Consider the following 21,623-nt stretch of genomic DNA (forward strand, 5'->3'; position numbering starts at 1 on the left):
AAGATAAAAATGCTCGAAAAAATTATTGCCTTTAGCTTAAAAAATAAACTGATTGTCTTACTCTTTACTTTAGGGGTTTTCGGATTTGGTTTGTTTTCTGTTTTCCAAATATCCATTGGAGCAGTTCCTGATGTGACGAACAACCAAGTTCAGGTAATTACCACTTCTCGTAACCTTTCTACACAAGATATTGAACAATTTATAACCTATCCGGTTGAGATTGAAATGGCCAATTTGCCCGGTGTCAAAGAAATTCGTTCTATATCTAAGTTTGGGCTTTCCGTTGTCACGATTGTTTTTGATGAAAATTTGGGTACCTATCTTCCAAGGCAACTTATTGCGGAGAAAATCAAAACGGCTTCAGAGAAAATTCCGCAAGGTTTTGGAACACCTGAAATGGGTCCAATCACTACAGGACTTGGAGAAATTTATCAATATACTTTAGAAGTAAAACCAGAATTTAAGAATAATTATTCCGTTACTGATTTACGAACCATACAGGATTGGGTGGTAAAACGTCAATTATCGGGAATAAAAGGTGTTGTAGAAATTAATACTTGGGGTGGTTTTTTAAAACAATACGAAATCGCGATTAGTCCCTCACGTTTGAAAGCGATGAATATTACAACAGCTGATGTTTTTACAGCGCTGGAAAAAAACAATAGTATTGCCGGTGGCGCTTACATCGAAAAAGTGAACCAAAGTTATTTTATCAGAGGCGAAGGAAAAGTAAATTCGCTGGAAGATATTGGGAATATTGTTGTTGCAAATGCTAATGGATTGCCCGTTTATATCAAGAATGTAGCACAAGTTCGTTTTGGTCATGCCAACCGTTTTGGTGCAATTACAGGTAATGGCGAAGGCGAAAAAGTCTTGGGACAAGTGATGATGCTCAAAGGTGGAAATTCTAAACAGGTAATTGATGATGTTAAGAATAGAGTTGCCGAAATCCAAAAATCATTACCTGATGGTGTTTACATTAATGGATTTTTGGAACGAAGCGAGTTAGTAGGAAAAACAACTTTTACAGTTGCCGAAAACTTGATTTTAGGGTGTTTAATCGTAATTTTTGTTGTCATTTTGTTATTAGGAAACTGGCGTTCCGGATTGGTCGTGGCTTCTGTGATTCCGTTGTGTTTATTATTCGCCATTTCGTTTATGAATATTTTTGGTATCGATGCCAATTTAATGAGTCTGGGAGCGATAGATTTTGGAATTATCATCGATGGTGCTGTAATTATTGTTGAGTTCATAGCTTTCCAAATCGCCAGTAAATCAGCTCATTTAGTAAATCTCAGCAAGGAAGAACGCCAGTTAGAAATTGATCAAATCACTTATAAAAGTGCTTCCAAAATGATGAATTCGGCTATTTTTGGACAATTGATTATTCTGATTGTTTTTATTCCAATTCTATCCTTATCCGGAATTGAAGGTAAAATGTTCAAACCAATGGCAATGACCTTTAGTTTTGCTTTATTAGGCGCAATGATTTTCTGCTTTACCTATGTTCCAGTCGTTTCTTCTTTGTTTTTAAAACCAAAAGAAGAAAATCCAAATTCACTGTCCAGTAAATTAATCCATAAACTGAATTCCTGGTATTTGCCCATTATTACATGGGCGGTAAGCAATACTAAAAAAGTAATGTATGGCGCATTAGGATTATTATTGCTAGCCGTGGGATTATTTGCAACTATGGGAGGAGAATTTATTCCTACGCTTGATGAAGGTGATTTTGTGATTCAGCCGGTTTTAAAAACAGGAACATCTTTGACAAAAACAATAGCGATAACGACCAAAATAGAAAAAATAATCCTCAATAACTTCCCGGAAGTCACACAAGTTGTCAGCCGAATTGGAGCTGCAGAAGTGCCTACAGACCCAATGTCTATGGAAGAAAGTGATATTATTGTAAAATTGAAACCCAAATCAGATTGGACTTCTGCTTCTTCCAAAGATGAATTGGCAGATAAAATAAAAGCAGCATTGGAAAAACAAATCCCGAATATGGAAATCGAATTTACGCAGCCGATAGAAATGCGTTTTAACGAATTAATTTCTGGAACAAGATCTGATGTGGCAGTTAAAGTTTTTGGTGAAGACTTAAATATTTTGGCACAGAAAGCGCATGAAATCAAAAATGCTATTGCAAAAGTAGAAGGCGCTTCGGATATTATTATCGAGAAAACAGAAGGTTTACCACAAATGTCAGTCGTTTATGATCGTTCAAAAATTGCTCGTTACGGTTTGAATATTGCTGATTTGAACGAAATGATTGCGCTGGGCTTTGCCGGAAAAACCGTTGGAAATGTTTTTGAAGGCGAGAAACGTTTTGATATGGTAATTCGTTTGGATCAAGCAAACCGCCATGACATTGAAGATTTACGTAATTTATATGTTCCAACGCCAAACGGAGAACAAATTCCGTTGAGTGAATTGGCTTCTATCGAATATACTGAAGGTCCCGCAAAAATTTCTCGAGACAATACTAATAGAAGAATTGTAGTGGGAATCAACGTTCGGAATCGTGATTTACAAAGTGTAGTGACCGATATTCAGAAAATTGTGGACAATCAAGTTAAATTGCCAGCTGGTTATTACGTGAAATATGGCGGACAATTTGAAAATTTACAAAGCGCCAAAGCCCGATTGATGATTGCAGTTCCTATCGCATTATTTTTGATTTTTATCCTTTTGTATTTTGCGTTTGGCTCCGTAAAAGAAGCGTTAATGGTCTATTCAGCGATTCCTTTATCAGCAGTTGGTGGAGTTCTATTTTTATGGATGCGTGATTTGCCGTTCAGTATTTCGGCAGGCGTTGGTTTCATCGCACTTTTCGGAATTGCAGTATTAAACGGAATTGTCCTAATCGAACATTTTAAAGAACTCAAACACCAAGGCATGAAAGATATTGATGCATTAATTTTGAAAGGAACTACCGATAGATTACGTCCGGTTTTATTAACCGCTTCGGCTGCCGCATTAGGATTTTTACCCATGGCAATTTCATCTTCGGCTGGGGCAGAAGTGCAACGACCATTAGCAACGGTAGTCATTGGCGGATTGTTTACGGCTACTATCTTGACGATGATTGTGCTACCTATTTTATATAAGGTTTTTGATAGTCAATCCTTCAAAAAAGCGAAGTTTAAGAAACATCAAAGTTCAACTTATATCATTTTGTTATTGTTGAGTTCTTCGTTGGCTTTTTCACAAAATGCTAATCCGGAATTGGATAGTTTATTGTCGAAAGCAATTCAAAATAATAAAGGAATTAAAGCGGCTCAATTGCAAGTGGATAAAACAAAAGCCAATATCAAAACGGCAAATACTTTTGATAAAACCAATATTTATTACAGTTACGATCAAAATAATTTGGCACTGAATAACGAGCCTTTACGAGTATTTGGTGTACAGCAACGTTTTTCTTTTCCAACGGTTTACGGAGCTCAGAAAAAAGTATTTTTTTCTGAATATGAAAGAGAAAAAGCCAATTTTGATATTCAAAAAAATAAACTTTCATTGGCTGTTTCTAAATCGTATCAGCATATTGTTTATTTGCAACATCAAGAAAAACTATATCAATATTTAGATAGTTTGTACCAAAATTTCTCTAAAGCAAGCGACAGACGTTTTGAATTAGGAGAAACCAACTATCTGGAAAAAATTACGGCTCAAGCTAAATTCAGACAAATTAGAACTAAGCTTTCGCAAATTGAGAATGACAAAAAAGCACAATACGAGCTGCTGCAATCCTCGCTTCAAACCGATGAAATTATCGCAATAAAAAGCAATTCAATTACACCTTTAAATACTTTTATTGATGCAACAAGTAAATCATTTTATACTGCTTATTTAGAAAGTGTTACCACAAATTATAAAAACCAGATAGAGCTGCAAAAACAGCATTGGTTACCAGATATTAACTTGGATTATTTTCAAGGAAGAAATAACGGTTTATCACAATCGTTGTATGGTTTTCAAGTTGGTTTAGCAGTACCGATTTTATTCTCGGGACAAGTTGCTAAAAGTAAAGTTGCACAACTTGAATTACAAAGTTGGGAACAACAAAAGCAAAACGAGGAAGTAAAAATAGAAAAGTACATTACTCAAAAAAAGAATGAATTAGCCAAACATCAAGAAGCCATAAATTATTACAATATGTATGGAAAAAAATTATCGGATGAGATTATAAAAGTAGGGAATAATAGTTATAAACATGGTGAGATTGATTTCTTCCAATACATCCAAAGTTTAGAAAATGCTACAACCATTCAGGTGGATTATTTAGATACTATTTTACAATTCAACCAAACCCAATTAGATTTACAATACCTAAATTTTTAAAATACAACTAATGAAAAAATTACTCTATATAATTGCTTTATCTCTTGTTTTATTTTCTTGCAAAGATTCAAAAACAGAAGAAGTCGAACAAAAAGATAACGGTTTGACAACTGTAACTTCCGCCCAATTCAAGTCTTCGGGAATGGAGATTGGGACTCCAACAGAACAGGATTTTGATGTAACGGTAAAAGCATCAGGGAAAATTGATGTTCCACCACAAAACAGAGCTAAAGTGAACACTTTTATGGGCGGTTATGTGAAATCAACGACGCTTTTGGTTGGAAATAAAGTCACAAAAGGACAGGCTTTATTAACGCTACAGAACACCGAATTTCTTGATATTCAAAAAGATTATATGGAAGTGGCGGAGCAACTAAATTTTTTGAAATCGGAATATGATAGACAAAAAACCTTGTATGATGAAAAAATAACTTCGCAAAAAAACTACCTAAAAGCAGAAAGTGAATACAGAAGAGCTAAGGCAATGCATCAAAGTTTACGTGCCAAATTATTGCTTTTGAACATTAATCCTAGAAATGTAGAGAAAGGAATTTTGACTTCAACAATCACTATTTTTTCTCCAATAACGGGTGATATCGTAATCATGAATGCCAATGTGGGAATGTATGTAGCACCTTCGGATGTGATTTTAGAAATTGTCGATACGGATCATTTGCATTTAGAGTTGGCCGTTTTTGAAAAAGATATTTTGAATGTGAAAATTGGGCAAAAAATACATTTTAAAGTTCCTGAAGCTTCAAAAGATGTTTTTAATGCCGAAGTACATTTGGTTGGAAAATCAATAGAAGGAAATGACAGAACGATTAATATTCACGGACATTTAGACGATGCCATAAAACAAAAACTGTTGACGGGAATGTTTGTAGAAGCTGAAATAATTATCGATGCTAAAAAAGGTTTAGCAATTCCTTCTGAAGCATTAGTTATTGAAAACAACAAAAATTTCGTACTTTTATTGGACAATGAAAAAAACGGGTATTCATTCAAGAAAGTAAGCGTTACAATAGGCGAGAAGTCTGAAAATTTTGTGGAAATACTTCCCAATACTGCAATTAATGCCTCTTCAAGAATTTTGACAAAAGGGGTATTCGATTTAGCTAATTAATTAAAAAGTAAATAAAATGGACTTGAAAAAACTTAAAGATCAGTTGCAAACAGAGGTTGATACTGCTTTTTTATATGACAGTATTGCCGCTATTCAATCGGATGATAATCTTTCAAGAGTATTATTGAGTTTGGGTGAAATTGAGAAAGGACACGCGAAACACATGTTTGATAAAGTGTTGACTTTGGAACCAAATTATAAAATGCCTTCGCCTTCAGGAAGAGCAAAATTCCAATTAAAGTTGGGTAAAATCTTTGGCTACAGTTCTATTATTAGCAATCTTTCCAGTATAGAAAAGCAGTTTGCCGTAAATTCAATTAAAAATAAACTTAAAAGCGGAGAGAAACCAACAGGTTTTGAGCACAATCATCTTAATATTATTGAAGCAGTAAATAATAATGCTGCCTTGAATGTTTCCGGTGGCTTATTGTCTAAATTTGAAAGCAGGCATAAATCAGTAGGCGGAAATGCATTGCGTGCCGCCGTTTTAGGATCTAATGATGGATTGGTTTCTAATATGAGTTTGGTCATGGGAGTTGCTGGAGCAGCCGTTTCTAATGATACGATATTATTAACTGGTATTGCGGGACTTTTGGCAGGAGCAATTTCAATGGCTTTGGGTGAATGGCTTTCGGTACAAAGTTCCAGAGAATTAAACCAGCGCCAAATTGATTTGGAAACCGAAGAATTGGAAGCTTCTCCCGAAGAAGAGAAAAAAGAATTAGTTTTATTGTATCAGGCCAAAGGAATGAATGCTGTCGAAGCACAAAAACTGGCTGATAAAGCTTTTGAAAATCCTCAAACAGCAATAGATGCAATTATTACGGAGGAATTGGGAATTGACAAAGAAGAATTAGGCGGTTCAGCCTGGGAAGCAGCAATAGCTTCATTCGTACTTTTTGCCATTGGAGCCATTATTCCATTGTATCCTTTTATGTTTTTGGACGGAAAAAATGCCATTTTATTGAGTGTGGGAAGCAGTGTTGTTGGACTTTTTGGAATTGGCGCCGCAATAACCTTATTGACCGGAAAAAGTATTTTGTTTTCTGGATTTAGACAAGTTTCTTTTGGATTACTGGCTGCAGCCGTAACTTATGGAATAGGTTCCCTGATTGGAGTTTCACTGGCGGGATAAAATAATTAACATATTAAAAAATATTAAATAGTATTAAACTTTAAATAAAAAAAATATGAATAATGCTCATTTACACATGGTCGTAAATCATTTTCCAATTATCGGAACCTTTTTTGGAATTGGAATTTTAATTACAGGAATATTTTTAAAGAACAATTCTATAAAAAATACTGCGTACGTTTTGTTTATTGTTGCAGCTATTTTTGGTGCATTCAGTATGGGAACTGGCGAGGGAGCAGAGGAAATGGTGGAAGATTTTCCAAATATTGGTAAAGCAATTATCCATGAACATGAAGAATTAGCGGAGAAATTTGCTCTAGTACTTTATGTAACGGGAGTTTTTGCATTGATTTCATTAATAGCGACTGTAAAAAAGTTCCGATTGGCTAAAATATTTTCCTTTATTACGCTTGTTTTAGCATTGATAAGTGGAATTATGTCGATAAATGTTGGGACTTCGGGAGGAGAAATTCGTCATACAGAAATTAGAGAAAATAATGCTGTTTCTGTGCCGGGAAATGAGAATACACCTGTGGAAAAAGAATACAAAAACTTAGAAGAATAATATCCATTTAACAAAAATTAGCATTTAAGTTACAATAAAAATTGTTTTGTAAATAATTAATCTCTTATATTTGCAAAAGAATTAAAACAAAGCACACAAAATGTTTATAAATCAATTGCATCATCATCATTTTCATTATTGCTCTCAAGCGATGTGTTAATGGTATGTGTGTAAATCATCATATTCTAAAAACCCGTTTGAGTACATCAAACGGGTTTTTTTATTACCTATTATTTGTACTCAATCAAAATATTTTAAACAAAAATAAAAAAACAAAATGAGTACATTAAAAATTGCAATTCAAAAATCAGGACGTTTAAACGAAGACAGCATTCAAATTTTAAAAGATGCAGGTATTTCAATAGATAACGGTATTGACCAATTAAAAGCTGAAGCATCCAATTTTCCTTTAGAAGTTTTATATTTAAGAAATTCGGATATTCCTCAATATTTAATTGATGGAGTTGTAGATATTGCTATTGTTGGCGATAATCTATTAGTCGAAAAAGGCGGAAATATTGAAGTAATTCAAAAATTAGGTTTTTCAAAATGTAAAGTTTCTGTAGCTGTACCAAAAGCATTTGATTACAAATCCGTTAAAGATTTAGATGGTATGCGTATTGCGACTTCTTATCCTAAAACAGTGCTTGATTTTTTTAATTCGAAAGGTGTAACTGTAGATATTCACCAAATTTCAGGTTCGGTTGAAATAGCCCCAAACATTGGTCTTGCTGATGCTATTGTTGATATTGTTTCTAGCGGAAGTACTTTATTCAAGAATAATCTAAAAGAGGTTGAAGTTATTTTTAAAAGTGAAGCAGTTTTAGCCGTTTCTCCAAAAGTAAGTCCTGAATCTCAAAAAATAATTGACACGTTAAAATTCAGAATCGAATCGGTTTTAAGAGCAAGAAAATCAAAATACATTTTGATGAATGTGCCAAATGACAAAATTGAGGCAGTTGGTAAAATTCTTCCTGTATTACGAAGTTTGACGGTTTTGCCTTTGGCACAAGAAGGATGGAGCAGCGTTCATTCTGTAATCGATAAAGATACTTTCTGGGATGTTATTGATCAACTAAAAGAAGCGGGAGCTGAAGGAATTTTAATTTGTCCAATTGAAAAAATGGTGCTTTAAAATTTTAAATTATAGTTTATGAATTATGAGTTTAAAAAACGGAATAATTATATTATTTAATCTTTGAATAAAATTAAAATGAATAAAATATACAATCCCAAAGCAGAATCGTGGTCTTCAATTTTAGAACGTCCTACCAAAACTATTGATGACATTGAAGCCACTGTAAAAGAAATTTTCAATGAAGTTCAAAAGAAAGGTGATGTTGCTGTTGCAAAATACACCTCGCTTTTTGATGGTGCCAAAATCGATACAATTGAAGTTTCTAAAGCTGAAATTGAGCAAGCTATTGCTTCCGTTTCTCCAGAGTTAAAAGAAGCTATCGAATTAGCAAAATCTAATATTTCAAAATTTCATATTGCTCAAAAAACGGATAGAGTTGCTGTAGAAACAATTGAAGGAGTAAATTGTTGGCAGGAAAAAAGACCGATTCAAAAAATCGGATTGTATATTCCTGGCGGAACCGCACCTTTATTTTCTACTGTTTTAATGCTTGCTGTTCCTGCAGAAATTGCTGGTTGTAACGAAATTGTTCTTTGTTCGCCACCGGATAAAAATGGAGTTATAAATCCTGCGATTTTGTACGCTGCAAATTTATGTGGTGTGACAAAAATATTAAAAGTAGGTGGAATTCAGGCTATTGCAGGAATGACTTTTGGAACAGAAACAATCCCGAAAGTATATAAAATTTTTGGTCCTGGAAATCAATTTGTGACTGTGGCAAAACAATTAGCTACACAATTTGGTGTCGCAATCGATATGCCGGCTGGACCATCAGAATTATTGATTGTTGCTGATGATACTGCAGTTCCGGCTTTTGTAGCTTCTGATTTATTGTCACAAGCAGAACACGGAGCGGACAGTCAGGTTATTTTAGTTTCTACTTCCAAAAAATTAATTGATGCTGTAGAGACTGAAATTCAAATACAAATGGAAGCGTTGCCAAGAAAAGCTATTGCAGAAAAAGCCATTGCGAATTCTAAATTGATTTTTGTTAAAAATGACAAAATTGCTTTGGATTTAATCAACGAATATGGACCAGAACACTTTATTATTTGCTCTGAATATGATGATTTTTATAGCAATGGTGTTCAAAACGCGGGTTCTGTATTCATAGGGAATTATACCCCTGAAAGTGCAGGTGATTATGCTTCCGGAACCAATCATACATTGCCAACTAACGGTTATGCAAAGAATTACAGCGGTGTAAATCTGGATAGTTTTACCAAAGCGATGACTTTTCAAAAAATAACTCAAAAAGGCATACAAAATATCGGTAGAGCTATCGAAATTATGGCAGAAGCTGAAGGATTACAAGCACACAAAAATGCAGTTACATTACGATTAAAAGCGATTGAAGATGGAAAATAATTTCGACATAAATAATTTGGTCAGAGAAAACGTTAAGGAAATGAAACCCTATTCTTCGGCTCGTGATGAATTTGAGGATTTTGATACGGCTGATATGATTTTTTTGGATGCCAATGAAAATCCGTTTGAAAATGGTGTAAACCGTTATCCGGATCCACAACAAATAAGTGTGAAAGAGGTTTTGGCAAAACAAAGAAATGTCAAAACAAATCAAATTTTATTAGGTAACGGAAGTGATGAAGTTTTGGATTTATTATTCAGAGCTTTTTGTGAGCCAAAAACAGATAACGTAATCACTTTGCCACCAACCTACGGAATGTATGGTGTTTTGGCGAATATTAATGCAGTAGAAAACAAAGAAATTTTACTCTCAGAAGACTTTCAACCGCAAATTGAGAAAATCATGGAAGCTGTTGATAAAAACACAAAAATTATCTTTTTGTGTTCTCCAAATAACCCAACCGGGAATTCATTCTCGGATGAAAGTGTTGCGTATCTTTTGCAAAATTTCAAAGGATTAGTGGTAATTGACGAAGCCTATATTGACTTTTCAAAGAAAGATAGTTGGATCAATGAATTAGATGAGTATCCAAATCTTGTCATTACTCAAACACTATCAAAGGCGTATGGTTTGGCAGGAATTAGATTGGGGATTTGTTATGCCTCTGCGGAAGTAATTTCGGTTTTAAATAAAATAAAGCCTCCATATAATGTGAATGAATTGACTCAAAAAAGAGCTTTGGAGCGATTGGATAATCCGGAAAAAATAAAATCTGAAATTGATTCTATTATAGAGCAGAGAGATGAGTTACTTAAAGTTTTACTTGATGTTAAATTTATTGAGAAAATTTACCCAACAGAAGCTAATTTTATTTTAGTAAAAGTGGATGATGCCAATAAAATATATGATGAATTGATTGCGAAAGGAATTGTAATCCGGAACCGAACAACCCAGCCATTATGTGATAATTGTTTGCGTTTGACAGTTGGAACAGAACAGGAAAATATGAAATTAATAGTAGCTTTGAAAGAAATTAATTAATATAAACTCAACCAAAAATGAAAAAATCTATTTTTACCTTAATTGTTACTTTATTTTTTGCTTCACTTGCCTCGGCTCAAGACAGTACCAATGTTGAAACTGGCAAAATTTATTTTTTGCGTTCTACAGGTTTTCAGGGATCAGCAGTTGCCTTTAAAACTTTTATAGACGGTGAATTTGTTTGCAAATTGAACAATAAAAAATATTCTATTCACGAAGTTCCTGCCGGAAAGCATGAATGTTCTGTGCAATTTGGCGGTAAAGTCTCGAAAGATAAAGCTGAAAAATTTGTAATTCAAGTCGAGCCGGGTAAAATAACTTACGTTCAGCTTGTATTTGAAACTGGGATATTGATAAATAATATTTACTGTGAAGAAGTGACTGAGAATACAGCTAAATCCAAAATGACCAATATGACAGAGGATACTAAATGTTTGTAATATTTAAAATAGATTTCTACTACTCTGCGTTAGGGATAGCAGTGGAGCACTTTTTAGAGTAGAGGAACGAGACTGTAAAAAAGCGGGAACGTATAGCCCGACCCACAGGGAAACGCCCCAAAAAATTGATACACAGACAAAATAAAATAAGAGACAAATAGCTAGTTTTAAATTAGCATAGCGCATAATTAATTAAATGAAAAAAATACTCTTTATAGATCGCGACGGAACAATGGTTCTGGAGCCAAATGATTACCAACTTGACAGTTTTGAAAAATTAGAATTTTATCCAAATGCCTTTCAATATCTTGGTAAGATAGCAAAGGAATTGGATTTTGAATTGGTAATGGTTACGAATCAAGATGGTTTAGGAACTGATTCCCATCCGGAAATTAACTTTTGGCCCGTTCATAATTTAATCATGAAAGCGTTTGAAAATGAAGGAGTGGTTTTCAAAGAAGTGTTTATCGATAAGACTTTTCCGTACCAAAATGCACCGACTCGTAAACCTGCGACTGGAATGTTGACACAATATATTGACAATCCTGAATATGATTTGGAAAATTCATTTGTCATTGGAGACCGAATAACAGATGTAGAATTAGCCAAAAACTTATGTTCAAAAGCGATTTTCATTAACAAAGATGAAGCTTTGGGAGGTGATGAAATATCGTCTAAAAGACACGAATTGGATTCGGTTATTGCCTTGCAAACTACTGATTGGAAAACCATTTACGAGTTTTTGAAATTAGAAGAACGCTCTGCAACCATTTCTAGAAAAACGAATGAAACGGATATTTTCATTAATTTAAATCTTGACGGAACAGGAAAAAGCAAAATTGAAACAGGTATTGCGTTCTTTGATCACATGCTAGACCAAATTGCACGTCACGGACAAATGGACTTGGAAATCCTTGTAAAAGGTGATTTAGAAGTCGATGAACACCACACAATTGAAGATACAGCGATTGCACTTGGAGAAGTTTTTGCGAAAGCATTAGGGAATAAATTAGGAATAGAACGTTATGGTTTTTGTTTACCAATGGACGATTGTTTAGCGCAAGTGGCTATTGATTTTGGAGGTAGAAACTGGCTAGTTTGGGAAACCGAATTTAAACGAGAAATGGTAGGTAAAATGCCTACGGAGATGTTTTATCATTTCTTCAAATCATTCTCGGACGGTGCTAAAGCTAACATCAACATCAAAGCAGAAGGAACGAACGAGCATCACAAGATAGAAGCTATTTTTAAAGCTTTTGCAAAAGCTATAAAAGTTGCCGTAAAGCGTGATACAGAAAAAATGATTTTGCCGAGCACGAAAGGAATGTTGTAAAATTGTTTAAAGTTTAAAGTTTCAGGTTGACTCGAGCAACTTTAAACATTAAACCTTAAACTTGAAACAAAACTAAAATGAAAATAGTAATCATAAATTACGGCGCAGGAAATATTCAAAGCATAAAATTCGCTATTGAAAGGTTAGGTTTTGAAGCTATTTTGAGTAACGATTGGACAGAAATCAAAGCTGCAGATAGGGTTATATTTCCAGGTGTAGGTGAGGCTAGTTTTGCAATGAAAATGCTTATTGATAGTGGTCTTGATGTATTAATCCCAACCTTGAAACAACCCGTTTTGGGAATCTGTTTGGGTATGCAATTGATGTGCAACAAATCAGAGGAAGGGAATACCATAGGATTAGGAATTTTTGATGTTGATGTAATCAAATTCACGCCAAAAGTGAAAGTGCCACAGATGGGCTGGAACCAAATTTATAATTTGAAATCGCCTTTATTTACTGGAATTAATGAAAATGAATACATGTATTTAGTACATAGTTTTTATGCTCCTAATTGTCCTGAAGCCATTGCTACAACGAATTATGAAGTTGAATATGCCTCAGCTTTACAAAAGGATAATTTCTACGGAACACAATTTCATCCGGAAAAAAGCGGAGATGTTGGAGAACAAATTTTAGCAAATTTCTTAAAATTAAAGGATTGAAAAATTCAAAGATTGAAAAATTAGAGAGTCAAAATTTCTTTAACTAACAATGTCAATCTTTAAATAATTCAATTTTTAAATCTTTAAATTATAAATAAATGAGAATAATACCCGCGATAGATATCATAGACGGAAAATGTGTTCGCTTGTCAAAAGGCGATTACAATACCAAAATTATATACAATGAAAATCCACTTGAAGTGGCGAAATCATTTGAAGCTCACGGAATCGAATACTTGCATTTAGTTGATTTAGACGGAGCAAAGTCGAGCCAAATTGTAAATTACAAAATATTGGAGCAAATTGCTACACAAACCAAATTGAAAATTGATTTTGGCGGTGGATTAAAATCGGATTCCGATTTAAAGATTGCTTTCGAAAGTGGTGCGAATCAAATAACCGGTGGAAGTATTGCCGTGAAGAATAGAGAACTATTCGAAAAATGGATTGCAAAATATGGTTCTGATAAAATCATTTTGGGAGCAGATGCTAATAATGAAAAAGTAGCTGTTTCAGGTTGGTTGGAAGATTCAAACGAAGATTTGATTCCTTTTATACAGGATTACCAAAGCAAAGGAATTCAGTACGTAATTTGTACCGATATTGCCAAAGACGGTATGCTTGAAGGGCCATCTTTCGATTTATATGCAAAAATTTTGGCTGAAGCCAAAGGAATAAAATTGATTGCTTCAGGAGGAATTTCTACTTTTGACGAGTTGCCAAGACTAGCCGAATTAGGTTGTGAAGGAACAATAATCGGAAAAGCAATTTACGAAGGACGAATTTCATTGAAACAATTGGAAAACTATATTTTAGAAAAATGTTAACAAAAAGAATTATTCCCTGTCTCGATATAAAAAACGGAAGAACCGTAAAAGGTGTTAATTTTGTGGACTTACGGGATGCAGGAGATCCGGTTGAATTAGCCAAAATATATTCGGATGAAGGTGCTGATGAATTGGTTTTTTTGGATATTTCGGCAACGGAAGAAAGAAGAAAAACCTTAGTTGATTTGGTTAGAAAAGTAGCTTCGACTATTAATATTCCGTTTACTGTTGGTGGTGGAATTTCATCTGTAAAAGATGTTGAAATATTGTTGCAAAACGGAGCTGATAAAGTTTCTATTAATTCATCTGCGGTAGAAAACCCACAGTTGATCAATGATTTGGCACAGAAATTTGGAAGCCAATGTGTCGTTGTTGCGATTGATGCAAAGCAAATTGACGGTCAATGGATTGTTCATTTAGTGGGTGGAAAAGTACCAACCGAATTGAATTTATTTGATTGGGCAAAGGAAGTTGAAGATCGCGGCGCAGGTGAAATCTTATTCACGTCAATGGATAATGACGGAACTAAAAACGGGTTTGCTAATGAAGCTTTGGCTAGACTTTCGGAATTAGTTAATATTCCGATTATTGCTTCTGGTGGAGCGGGAAACATACAGCATTTTGTAGATACTTTTTTGGATGGAAAAGCAGATGCAGCATTGGCCGCGAGCGTATTTCATTTTAAAGAAATTGAAATCAAGACATTAAAAACAGCCCTTAAAAATAACAATATCGAAGTACGAATTTAATTTTTTTTTTGACTTTAAGACATTCGACTTTAAAACTTTAGACTAAAAATATGAACATAGATTTCTCAAAAAATACAGACGGATTAATACCAGCTATCATTCAAGACAGCGAAACCAAAACGGTTTTGATGTTGGGTTTCATGAATGCTGAAGCGTATCAAAAAACGATGGACACTAAAAAAGTAACTTTTTATAGTCGCACCAAACAAAGACTTTGGACAAAAGGCGAAGAAAGTGGTAATTTTCTGAATCTGATTGATATCAAAAACGACTGTGATAATGATACTTTATTGATACAGGTAAAACCGGAAGGACCTACTTGTCATAAAGGAACTGAAACTTGTTGGGCTGACGAAAATAAGTCTGATTATGGCTTTCTAACAACGTTAGAAGATACGATTCAACTTCGAAAAGAAAATGCGGATTCTGAGAAAAGTTATGTGGCTTCCTTATTTAAATTGGGAATGAACAAAATTGCACAGAAAGTAGGTGAGGAAGCCGTTGAAGTGGTTATCGAAGCAAAAGATGAGAATGACGATTTATTCTTAGGCGAAAGTGCCGATTTACTTTTTCACTATCTTATCTTACTGCAAGCCAAAGGATTTAAACTAAATGATGTTGTTGAAGTTTTGAAAAGCCGTCAAAAGAAAAATTAGTATATTTAAATTTCATTTATAAAAACCCAATAGCAAAATTGATTCGCTATTGGGTTTCCTTTTTTCTTTTATTTCCAAATGCAATCCACTATATTTACTATATATTTTGATAAATTTCATAAAACTTTGAAATTTATTATTTTTTCAATTTGATAAAGATAAAAATGAAAACAAATACAGTAATAAGCGTAGACAATTTTTCAGGCACTATTTTGATTCCGGTTTTCGAAACCTATGAAAAAAGTATTGTTCCTATAATTTATAATGAAGTAGAAGTAACATCAAAAGTTTTTTTTGGTAAAAAAGATACACATTATCTTGCTGAAAAAAATAACAATACATACGTTTTTATTGGCCTGGGAAAAACGATAGATTATAAAGAATTGAAGACTATTTTTCGTCGTATTTCATCAAACCAAAAAGACGGTTTTAGTTCTAATGTTGCTTTAATTATACCCCAACAATTCGATGATAATCAAGTAGAATCTATGATTTCAGGACTGCTTTTAGGAACGTATGATTTAGGTCATTTTAAGTCGGATAAAACGTTACATCCATTTCTTAATCCTGATTTTACCTTAAATTTAGTTTCTGAAAAGGATTATTTGGCTGCAGCTAACAAAGGAATTAAAATTGCCCGTGCACAATTAGCGACTTATCATTTAGTCGATTTGCCTCCCAACACGGTTAATCCAAAATACCTGGCGACTTGGGCTAAAGATACCGGTGAAAAATATGGATTTGAAGTAGAGGTTTTGGGTTATGAAGCTTCAAAAATAGTAGGTTTGGGAGCCTTTTTAGCAGTTGGAAAAGGAAGTGAAAATGAACCCCAATTTATAATTATGAATTACACACCAAAAGAGGAAGTGGATTCTATGAAACATGTTGGACTGGTTGGGAAGGGAATCACTTTTGATACTGGTGGTATAAATATAAAAATATCTGGGATGCTTCACATGAAGTGCGACATGGCAGGAGCCGGGGCAGTACTTGGCGCCATGCAATTGATTGCGGATTTGCAATTACCCGTTAAAGTTACCGCGATTGTCCCTTGCGCCGAAAATTCTGTTGATGCCAAATCCTTTTTGCCAAGTGAAGTAATTCACAGTTACAGCGGACATTCCATAGAAATAATCGATACTGATGCAGAAGGGCGACTTGTATTAGCCGACGGCTTATCGTATTTAATCAAGAATTTTAAGCCAGAATATATTGTTGATATAGCAACACTTACGGGAAGCAGCATTAGTACCTTTGGTTCTGAATGTGGTGCTTTGTTTACGAATAATGAAGAAATAGCTAAGAAACTACAAGAAACCGGAGATGCAATTGGAGAGCGTTTGTGGCCTTTACCACTTTGGGAAGCTTATAAACAAGACATTGAAAGCGATATTGCCGATGTAAAAAATTTTAACGGAAAAACGGTAGCCGGAGCCATAAGCGCAGCCAAATTTTTGGAATTTTTTACTCAGAAACATACTGCTTGGGCACATTTAGATGTTGCCGGTGTGACATTTAATGAAGATGAATTTGCTAAAAGCAATCATGCAACTGGCTATGGTGTACACTTATTGACTAAATTCATTGAAAATTTATAGAGTATCAAAATTTTAATTAAAAAAGCGATTATTTCAAAAGGGATAATCGCTTTTTTATTAAAGTTTACTTAAACCTTTAACAGGTGGTTTTTTATATCTTCGCAAAATAAAATTTTAAAACCTAAAGAATTCAATAGTATCTTCACATGAAAAAAATACTTTTATTTATTCGTCAAAGAAATAAATTTTGGACTGTTGAAATTTGATTTTGAAAAGAATAAAGTGATTATGGAAATTCGTGGAAAAGAAAATAAATTGCTACAGAAACATGTTCAAACCTATCCTGAAAAATAATTTTTTTGAGATTATATTTCTTAAGTTATAAAGTTTATTTTTGTCCAAAATGAATTAATCATGAAAAAATATTTGAATTTTATTTGTTTCTCATTTCTTGTTTTTAATGGCGCAAATGCACAAGGTTTACTGGGAAAGCAAGAACAATCTTTTACAAGACAAGATACTTTACGTGGAAGCATCACAAAAGAAAGAGCCTGGTGGGATGTGAAATACTATCATCTTGATATTAAAATTAACCCTGCGGATAGTACAATTACAGGTTCAAATACTATAAAATATCAAGTTCTTCAGGAATACAAAACTATGCAGATTGATTTGCAGAATCCAATGGACATTTACAAAGTTGTTCAGGACGGTAAAGTTTTAAAATACAAAAGAGAAGGTAATGCTTTTTTTGTTGAATTGGTCGCTTCTCAAACACCAGGACTCATAAAAGAGCTAACTGTATTTTATGGCGGAAAACCTAAGGTAGCAGTAAATCCGCCCTGGGATGGAGGAATAACCTGGAAAAAAGATAGTAATGGAAATCCATTTATAGCTTCTTCCTGTCAAGGATTAGGCGCCAGCGTATGGTGGCCTAACAAAGATCACATGTATGATGAAGTGGACAATATGCTTATCAGCGTAAATGTTCCGAAAAACCTGGTCAATGTATCCAATGGACTTTTGAAAAGCACAAAACAACTAAAAGATGGTACAAAAACATATAATTGGTACGTATCAAATCCCATCAATAATTATGGTGTGAATATAAACATAGGTGATTATGTATCTTTTTCGGAGAAATACAAAGGAGAAAAAGGAGATTTAGATTGTAGTTATTATGTGTTAAGAGAGAATTTAGCCAAGGCGAAAATACAATTTAAAGAAGTTCCGCGTATGCTAAAAGCTTTTGAGCATTGGTTTGGGCCATATCCGTTTTATGAAGACAGTTATAAGCTGGTAGAAGCACCATATTTAGGGATGGAACATCAAAGTTGCGTAACGTATGGAAATGATTTCAAAAATGGGTATCGTGGCAGAGATCTAAGCGGAACTGGTTGGGGAATGAAATTTGATTTCATCATTATTCACGAATCCGGACATGAGTGGTTTGCAAACAATATCACCTATAAAGATATTGCTGATATGTGGATTCATGAAAGTTTTACTAACTATTCAGAGAGTCTTTTTGTAGAATATTACTATGGTAAGGAAGCTGGTTTTGAATATGTAAGAGGAATAAGAAAAGGTATTCAAAATGACATTCCAATAATAGGTAAATATGGTGTTAATCAAGAAGGTTCTGGCGATATGTATAATAAAGGCGGTAATATGTTGCACACATTGCGCCAAATTGTAAATGACGATGTCAAATGGAGAACTATATTAAGAGGATTAAACAGTACTTTTTATCATCAAACGGTAACAACAGAACAAATTGTGGGTTATTTAAGTCAACAAGTTGGAATAGATTTAAACCCGTTTTTCAATCAGTATTTAAGAGATACTCGAATCCCAACATTAGAATATTATTTCAAAGATAACCAACTGGGCTATCGTTGGACTAATTGTGTTCCGGATTTTAATATGGCTGTAAAAGTGACTTTGAATGACAAAGAAGAATGGATCAAACCAAAAACAGAATGGAATACCATGTCTGTCACAGCTGAAAATCAAAAATTTGAAATAGATAAAAACTTTTACGTTGCTGGTTTTAATATAACGGAATAAAACCAACCAATAGCTAAGTAAAAAGGCTGTATTTATATCAATAAATACAGCCTTTTTATTTTATAAAGATTTTATAAAGTAACGACTTATTATAAATAAACAATTTTTTAATTTACGAAGGTTTCATTTCAAATAGTTGCACTTGGCTTTTCAATCTTTCAACCAACATGCTCATCATTCTTTTGTTGATACTAGATGAATTTTTTATATAAATTGCATACTCGCCTGAGGTAAATAATCCTACGATCATCCCTTTCATAGTATTTCTAAACTTACTATCTTTTTGGATTGCATTTTCTATAACTGACAATTTTTTTTCGATAGTATATCCATAAAAATCAGCTTTGTTTTTACTCACATAATTAATAAATGAAGCTATAAACAAGTCATTTTGAAGCTTCAAAATAGGTCGAAGTACCTCATTTTGAAATGATTCATCAGATGAGGATTGAGTTGTTACAGATCCTATTGTTTGTCCTCTAAATTCCTTTAAAAAAGTATCCCGCATGTTCATTATTTTTTCATTAAAAATAAAAAAAAATGCGATAGGAATAGCTTATTTTTACATTTATAAATATAAAATTTATGAGATTTCATACTAGAAAATGGGTAAAACCAGAAGACTTAAATCCAAATGGAACTTTATTTGGAGGTAAATTATTAGCTTGGATTGATGAAGAATTGGCTTTGTACACAATTATTCAATTAGAAAACACCAGAATTGTCACCAAGTACATGTCTGAGATCAATTTTAGAAGTTCTGCAAGACAGGGTGATATTATCGAAATTGGAATTGATGTTATAAAATTTGGGAATACTTCACTCACGCTAAAGTGCGAGGCGAGAAATATGATGACCCGCGAAACAATTATTACAATAGATCATACTACAATGGTTAATTTGGATGCCGATGGAAAACCAAAAGCGCATGGCAAAACAGCAATTGAATATGTAAAAGATCGTTTGTAGTTTTTGAAAATTGGATTAGAAACGTCTTTGTAATTTTAAAAAAAACACTATCAACCAGGAAATTCGTTTTCTGTGGCTGTTTCAAAAATTTCCAAATCAAAATAACGGACTGAAGCAATAATATGATCAAATATATCAGACATGATGTATTCATAGTTCTCAAATCGTTTGTCATGTGAAAACGCATACACTTCAAGCGGAACACCATGTGAGGTAGATTGTAATTGACGACAAAGCATTAACATGTCTTTGTTTAATTCTGGGTAATTAAATAGGTATTCTGTAATATACTTTCGAAATAATCCTAAATTAGTCAAATTTCTTCCATTGATAGCAATTGATTTATCAATTTTATTAGCAGTATTATATTCGTCTATTTCTAATTTTCGGGTGTCAATATAATCCGAAATAAGATGTATTTTTTTTAAATCATTCAATTCCGCTTCTTCTAAAAACCGAATACTGCTTGTTTTTATGAGAATGTGTCTTTTGATCCGTCTTCCGTCAGAATTGAGCATACCGCGCCAGTTTTGAAACGAGTCAGAACTCAAACTATAGGTTGGGATAGTAGTAGTTGTATTATCGAAATTTCGAACTTTTACGGTTGCCAGATTGATTTCGATTACATCTCCATCTGCACCAAATCTGTCCATCGTAATCCAATCACCAATACGAACCATATCATTTATGGATACTTGAACACTAGAAACAAAACCTAAAATAGTATCCCTAAAAATCAAAATAATCACTGCAGAAACAGCTCCTAAAATGGTTAAAAGCTCTTTTTGATCAATATCAAATAATTTTGAGATAATAACGGTAATACCAACTGCCCAAAGTACAATCATGATAACCTGAATGAAACTATCAATGGGTTTGTCGCTGTAGCGGGGCTTTAGTTTTAAATAATCACGTAATGCATTGAAAATAGTCCGTATAATCCATAAAACTAATATTACAATATAGATTCCAACCAATTTTCCAAAAAAACCTTCCCAATATTCAAAACGGTCTAAAATTATTGGAACTGATTTGTAAATAAATAACAATGGAATTAAATGCGCGATGTATTTAGCCGTTTTGTTGGTTACGAGTAAATCATCAAATTTGGTTTTGGTTTTTTGGGCAATCACTGCCATGATGGTAACCAAAATAAGCCTGAAAATCACGTATATGACATACGCCAGTACACACAACACTATGATATTCAATAGCAAGCTAAAATAGGAGGCAGAACTGCTTCCTAATCCCCATTTTCGAAATATAGGATATAGAAAAGTGAATATTTTTTCTATGTATTTATACATTTTTCAGGTATTTTCTTTCTATGTAAAAAGTACCAAATGGAGGAATTGACGCAATACAAATTATAAAATATTTTTTAAAATCCCACTTTTCTTTAAATTTTAAAATTGTTGCAAGAACAATATATAAAGTAAATAATATTCCGTGCGCCATACCAATATGTTTAACATAAAAAGGGTCATTATAAATATATTTCATTGGCATAGCAAAGAAAAACAATAGTAAAGCAGATATTCCCTCTATTATTGCAGTAATTTTAAAAATCTTAAGCATTTGAATTTATTTAGTTATAATGTGCAAAAATAAGTATTAAGTTTGATTTTTAGCGCATTGATTCCTAAAGTAAATTACTT

At 33.4% G+C, this 21,623-nt stretch carries 19 protein-coding genes; 16 read left to right on the forward strand and 3 right to left on the reverse strand.

Annotation, left to right across the window (positions count from 1 at the left end; all coding sequences use genetic code 11):
- Positions 1 to 9: 9 nt before the first annotated feature.
- The 15 genes from BMX64_RS07815 to BMX64_RS07885 all read left to right on the forward strand — a co-directional run bounded on the left by BMX64_RS07815 (position 10) and on the right by BMX64_RS07885 (position 18,996).
- On the forward strand, positions 10 to 4,344 hold the full coding sequence (locus BMX64_RS07815) for a CusA/CzcA family heavy metal efflux RND transporter (RefSeq protein ID WP_091169684.1): 4,335 nt from the start codon (positions 10 to 12) through the stop codon (positions 4,342 to 4,344).
- A 10-nt stretch (positions 4,345 to 4,354) separates the two neighbouring features.
- On the forward strand, positions 4,355 to 5,470 hold the full coding sequence (locus tag BMX64_RS07820) for an efflux RND transporter periplasmic adaptor subunit (RefSeq protein WP_091169689.1): 1,116 nt from the start codon (positions 4,355 to 4,357) through the stop codon (positions 5,468 to 5,470).
- A 16-nt stretch (positions 5,471 to 5,486) separates the two neighbouring features.
- Positions 5,487 to 6,605, forward strand: coding sequence for a VIT1/CCC1 transporter family protein (locus BMX64_RS07825; protein ID WP_091169692.1), 1,119 nt, complete (start codon positions 5,487 to 5,489; stop codon positions 6,603 to 6,605).
- Positions 6,606 to 6,660: 55 nt separating this feature from the next.
- The gene (locus BMX64_RS07830; protein ID WP_091169695.1) at positions 6,661 to 7,170 is read left to right on the forward strand and encodes a DUF2231 domain-containing protein; all 510 of its coding nucleotides are present in this window, start codon (positions 6,661 to 6,663) and stop codon (positions 7,168 to 7,170) included.
- A gap of 277 nt (positions 7,171 to 7,447) precedes the next feature.
- Complete coding sequence (gene hisG / locus BMX64_RS07835) at positions 7,448 to 8,305, forward strand: ATP phosphoribosyltransferase (RefSeq protein WP_091169699.1); 858 nt, start codon at positions 7,448 to 7,450, stop codon at positions 8,303 to 8,305.
- Positions 8,306 to 8,383: 78 nt separating this feature from the next.
- Positions 8,384 to 9,676 carry a histidinol dehydrogenase gene (gene hisD, locus BMX64_RS07840; protein ID WP_091169703.1) on the forward strand — a complete coding sequence of 431 codons (1,293 nt, stop codon included), beginning with the start codon at positions 8,384 to 8,386 and terminating at the stop codon, positions 9,674 to 9,676.
- Entirely contained in the window at positions 9,666 to 10,718 is a 1,053-nt protein-coding gene (hisC, locus tag BMX64_RS07845) for a histidinol-phosphate transaminase (protein WP_091169707.1), read from the forward strand. The genes hisD and hisC overlap by 11 nt, the downstream gene beginning before the upstream one ends.
- Before the next feature lie 17 nt (positions 10,719 to 10,735).
- Positions 10,736 to 11,158, forward strand: a complete 423-nt coding sequence (locus tag BMX64_RS07850; protein WP_091169710.1) for a DUF2846 domain-containing protein — start codon at positions 10,736 to 10,738, stop codon at positions 11,156 to 11,158.
- A gap of 196 nt (positions 11,159 to 11,354) precedes the next feature.
- Entirely contained in the window at positions 11,355 to 12,491 is a 1,137-nt protein-coding gene (hisB, locus tag BMX64_RS07855; protein WP_091169711.1) for a bifunctional histidinol-phosphatase/imidazoleglycerol-phosphate dehydratase HisB, read from the forward strand.
- A gap of 77 nt (positions 12,492 to 12,568) precedes the next feature.
- A complete protein-coding gene (hisH, locus tag BMX64_RS07860) occupies positions 12,569 to 13,156 on the forward strand; it encodes an imidazole glycerol phosphate synthase subunit HisH (protein ID WP_091169714.1) in 588 nt (195 codons plus the stop codon).
- A 98-nt stretch (positions 13,157 to 13,254) separates the two neighbouring features.
- Positions 13,255 to 13,983, forward strand: a complete 729-nt coding sequence (gene hisA / locus BMX64_RS07865; RefSeq protein WP_091169717.1) for a 1-(5-phosphoribosyl)-5-[(5-phosphoribosylamino)methylideneamino]imidazole-4-carboxamide isomerase — start codon at positions 13,255 to 13,257, stop codon at positions 13,981 to 13,983.
- Positions 13,977 to 14,732, forward strand: coding sequence for an imidazole glycerol phosphate synthase subunit HisF (gene hisF, locus BMX64_RS07870; RefSeq protein ID WP_091169723.1), 756 nt, complete (start codon positions 13,977 to 13,979; stop codon positions 14,730 to 14,732). Before hisA ends, hisF begins: the two co-directional genes overlap by 7 nt.
- Before the next feature lie 50 nt (positions 14,733 to 14,782).
- Positions 14,783 to 15,388: a bifunctional phosphoribosyl-AMP cyclohydrolase/phosphoribosyl-ATP diphosphatase HisIE gene (gene hisIE, locus BMX64_RS07875; protein WP_091169726.1), complete on the forward strand. Its 606-nt coding sequence runs from the start codon at positions 14,783 to 14,785 to the stop codon at positions 15,386 to 15,388.
- Between the two features lie 164 nt (positions 15,389 to 15,552).
- The gene (locus tag BMX64_RS07880) at positions 15,553 to 16,986 is read left to right on the forward strand and encodes a leucyl aminopeptidase family protein (RefSeq protein WP_091169730.1); all 1,434 of its coding nucleotides are present in this window, start codon (positions 15,553 to 15,555) and stop codon (positions 16,984 to 16,986) included.
- Between the two features lie 354 nt (positions 16,987 to 17,340).
- On the forward strand, positions 17,341 to 18,996 hold the full coding sequence (locus BMX64_RS07885) for a M1 family metallopeptidase (RefSeq protein ID WP_091169733.1): 1,656 nt from the start codon (positions 17,341 to 17,343) through the stop codon (positions 18,994 to 18,996).
- Positions 18,997 to 19,108: 112 nt separating this feature from the next.
- Here BMX64_RS07885 and BMX64_RS07890 read toward each other — a convergent pair whose 3' ends face one another.
- On the reverse strand, positions 19,109 to 19,510 hold the full coding sequence (locus BMX64_RS07890) for a glyoxalase (RefSeq protein ID WP_091169737.1): 402 nt from the start codon (positions 19,508 to 19,510) through the stop codon (positions 19,109 to 19,111).
- 71 nt (positions 19,511 to 19,581) lie between these two features.
- On the opposite strand from BMX64_RS07890, the gene BMX64_RS07895 reads away from it, so the two are divergent.
- Positions 19,582 to 19,965, forward strand: a complete 384-nt coding sequence (locus tag BMX64_RS07895; protein ID WP_091169740.1) for an acyl-CoA thioesterase — start codon at positions 19,582 to 19,584, stop codon at positions 19,963 to 19,965.
- A 50-nt stretch (positions 19,966 to 20,015) separates the two neighbouring features.
- Here the strand turns inward: BMX64_RS07895 and BMX64_RS07900 are convergent, their stop codons facing one another.
- Together BMX64_RS07900 and BMX64_RS07905 are read right to left on the reverse strand one after the other, a co-directional pair.
- Complete coding sequence (locus tag BMX64_RS07900; RefSeq protein ID WP_091169742.1) at positions 20,016 to 21,272, reverse strand: mechanosensitive ion channel family protein; 1,257 nt, start codon at positions 21,270 to 21,272, stop codon at positions 20,016 to 20,018.
- On the reverse strand, positions 21,265 to 21,543 hold the full coding sequence (locus tag BMX64_RS07905; RefSeq protein WP_091169746.1) for a DUF3817 domain-containing protein: 279 nt from the start codon (positions 21,541 to 21,543) through the stop codon (positions 21,265 to 21,267). Before BMX64_RS07905 ends, BMX64_RS07900 begins: the two co-directional genes overlap by 8 nt.
- Between the last annotated feature and the right edge of the window lie 80 nt (positions 21,544 to 21,623).

It is taken from the genome of Flavobacterium sinopsychrotolerans (genome assembly GCF_900110375.1).
Lineage (GTDB): Bacteria > Bacteroidota > Bacteroidia > Flavobacteriales > Flavobacteriaceae > Flavobacterium > Flavobacterium sinopsychrotolerans.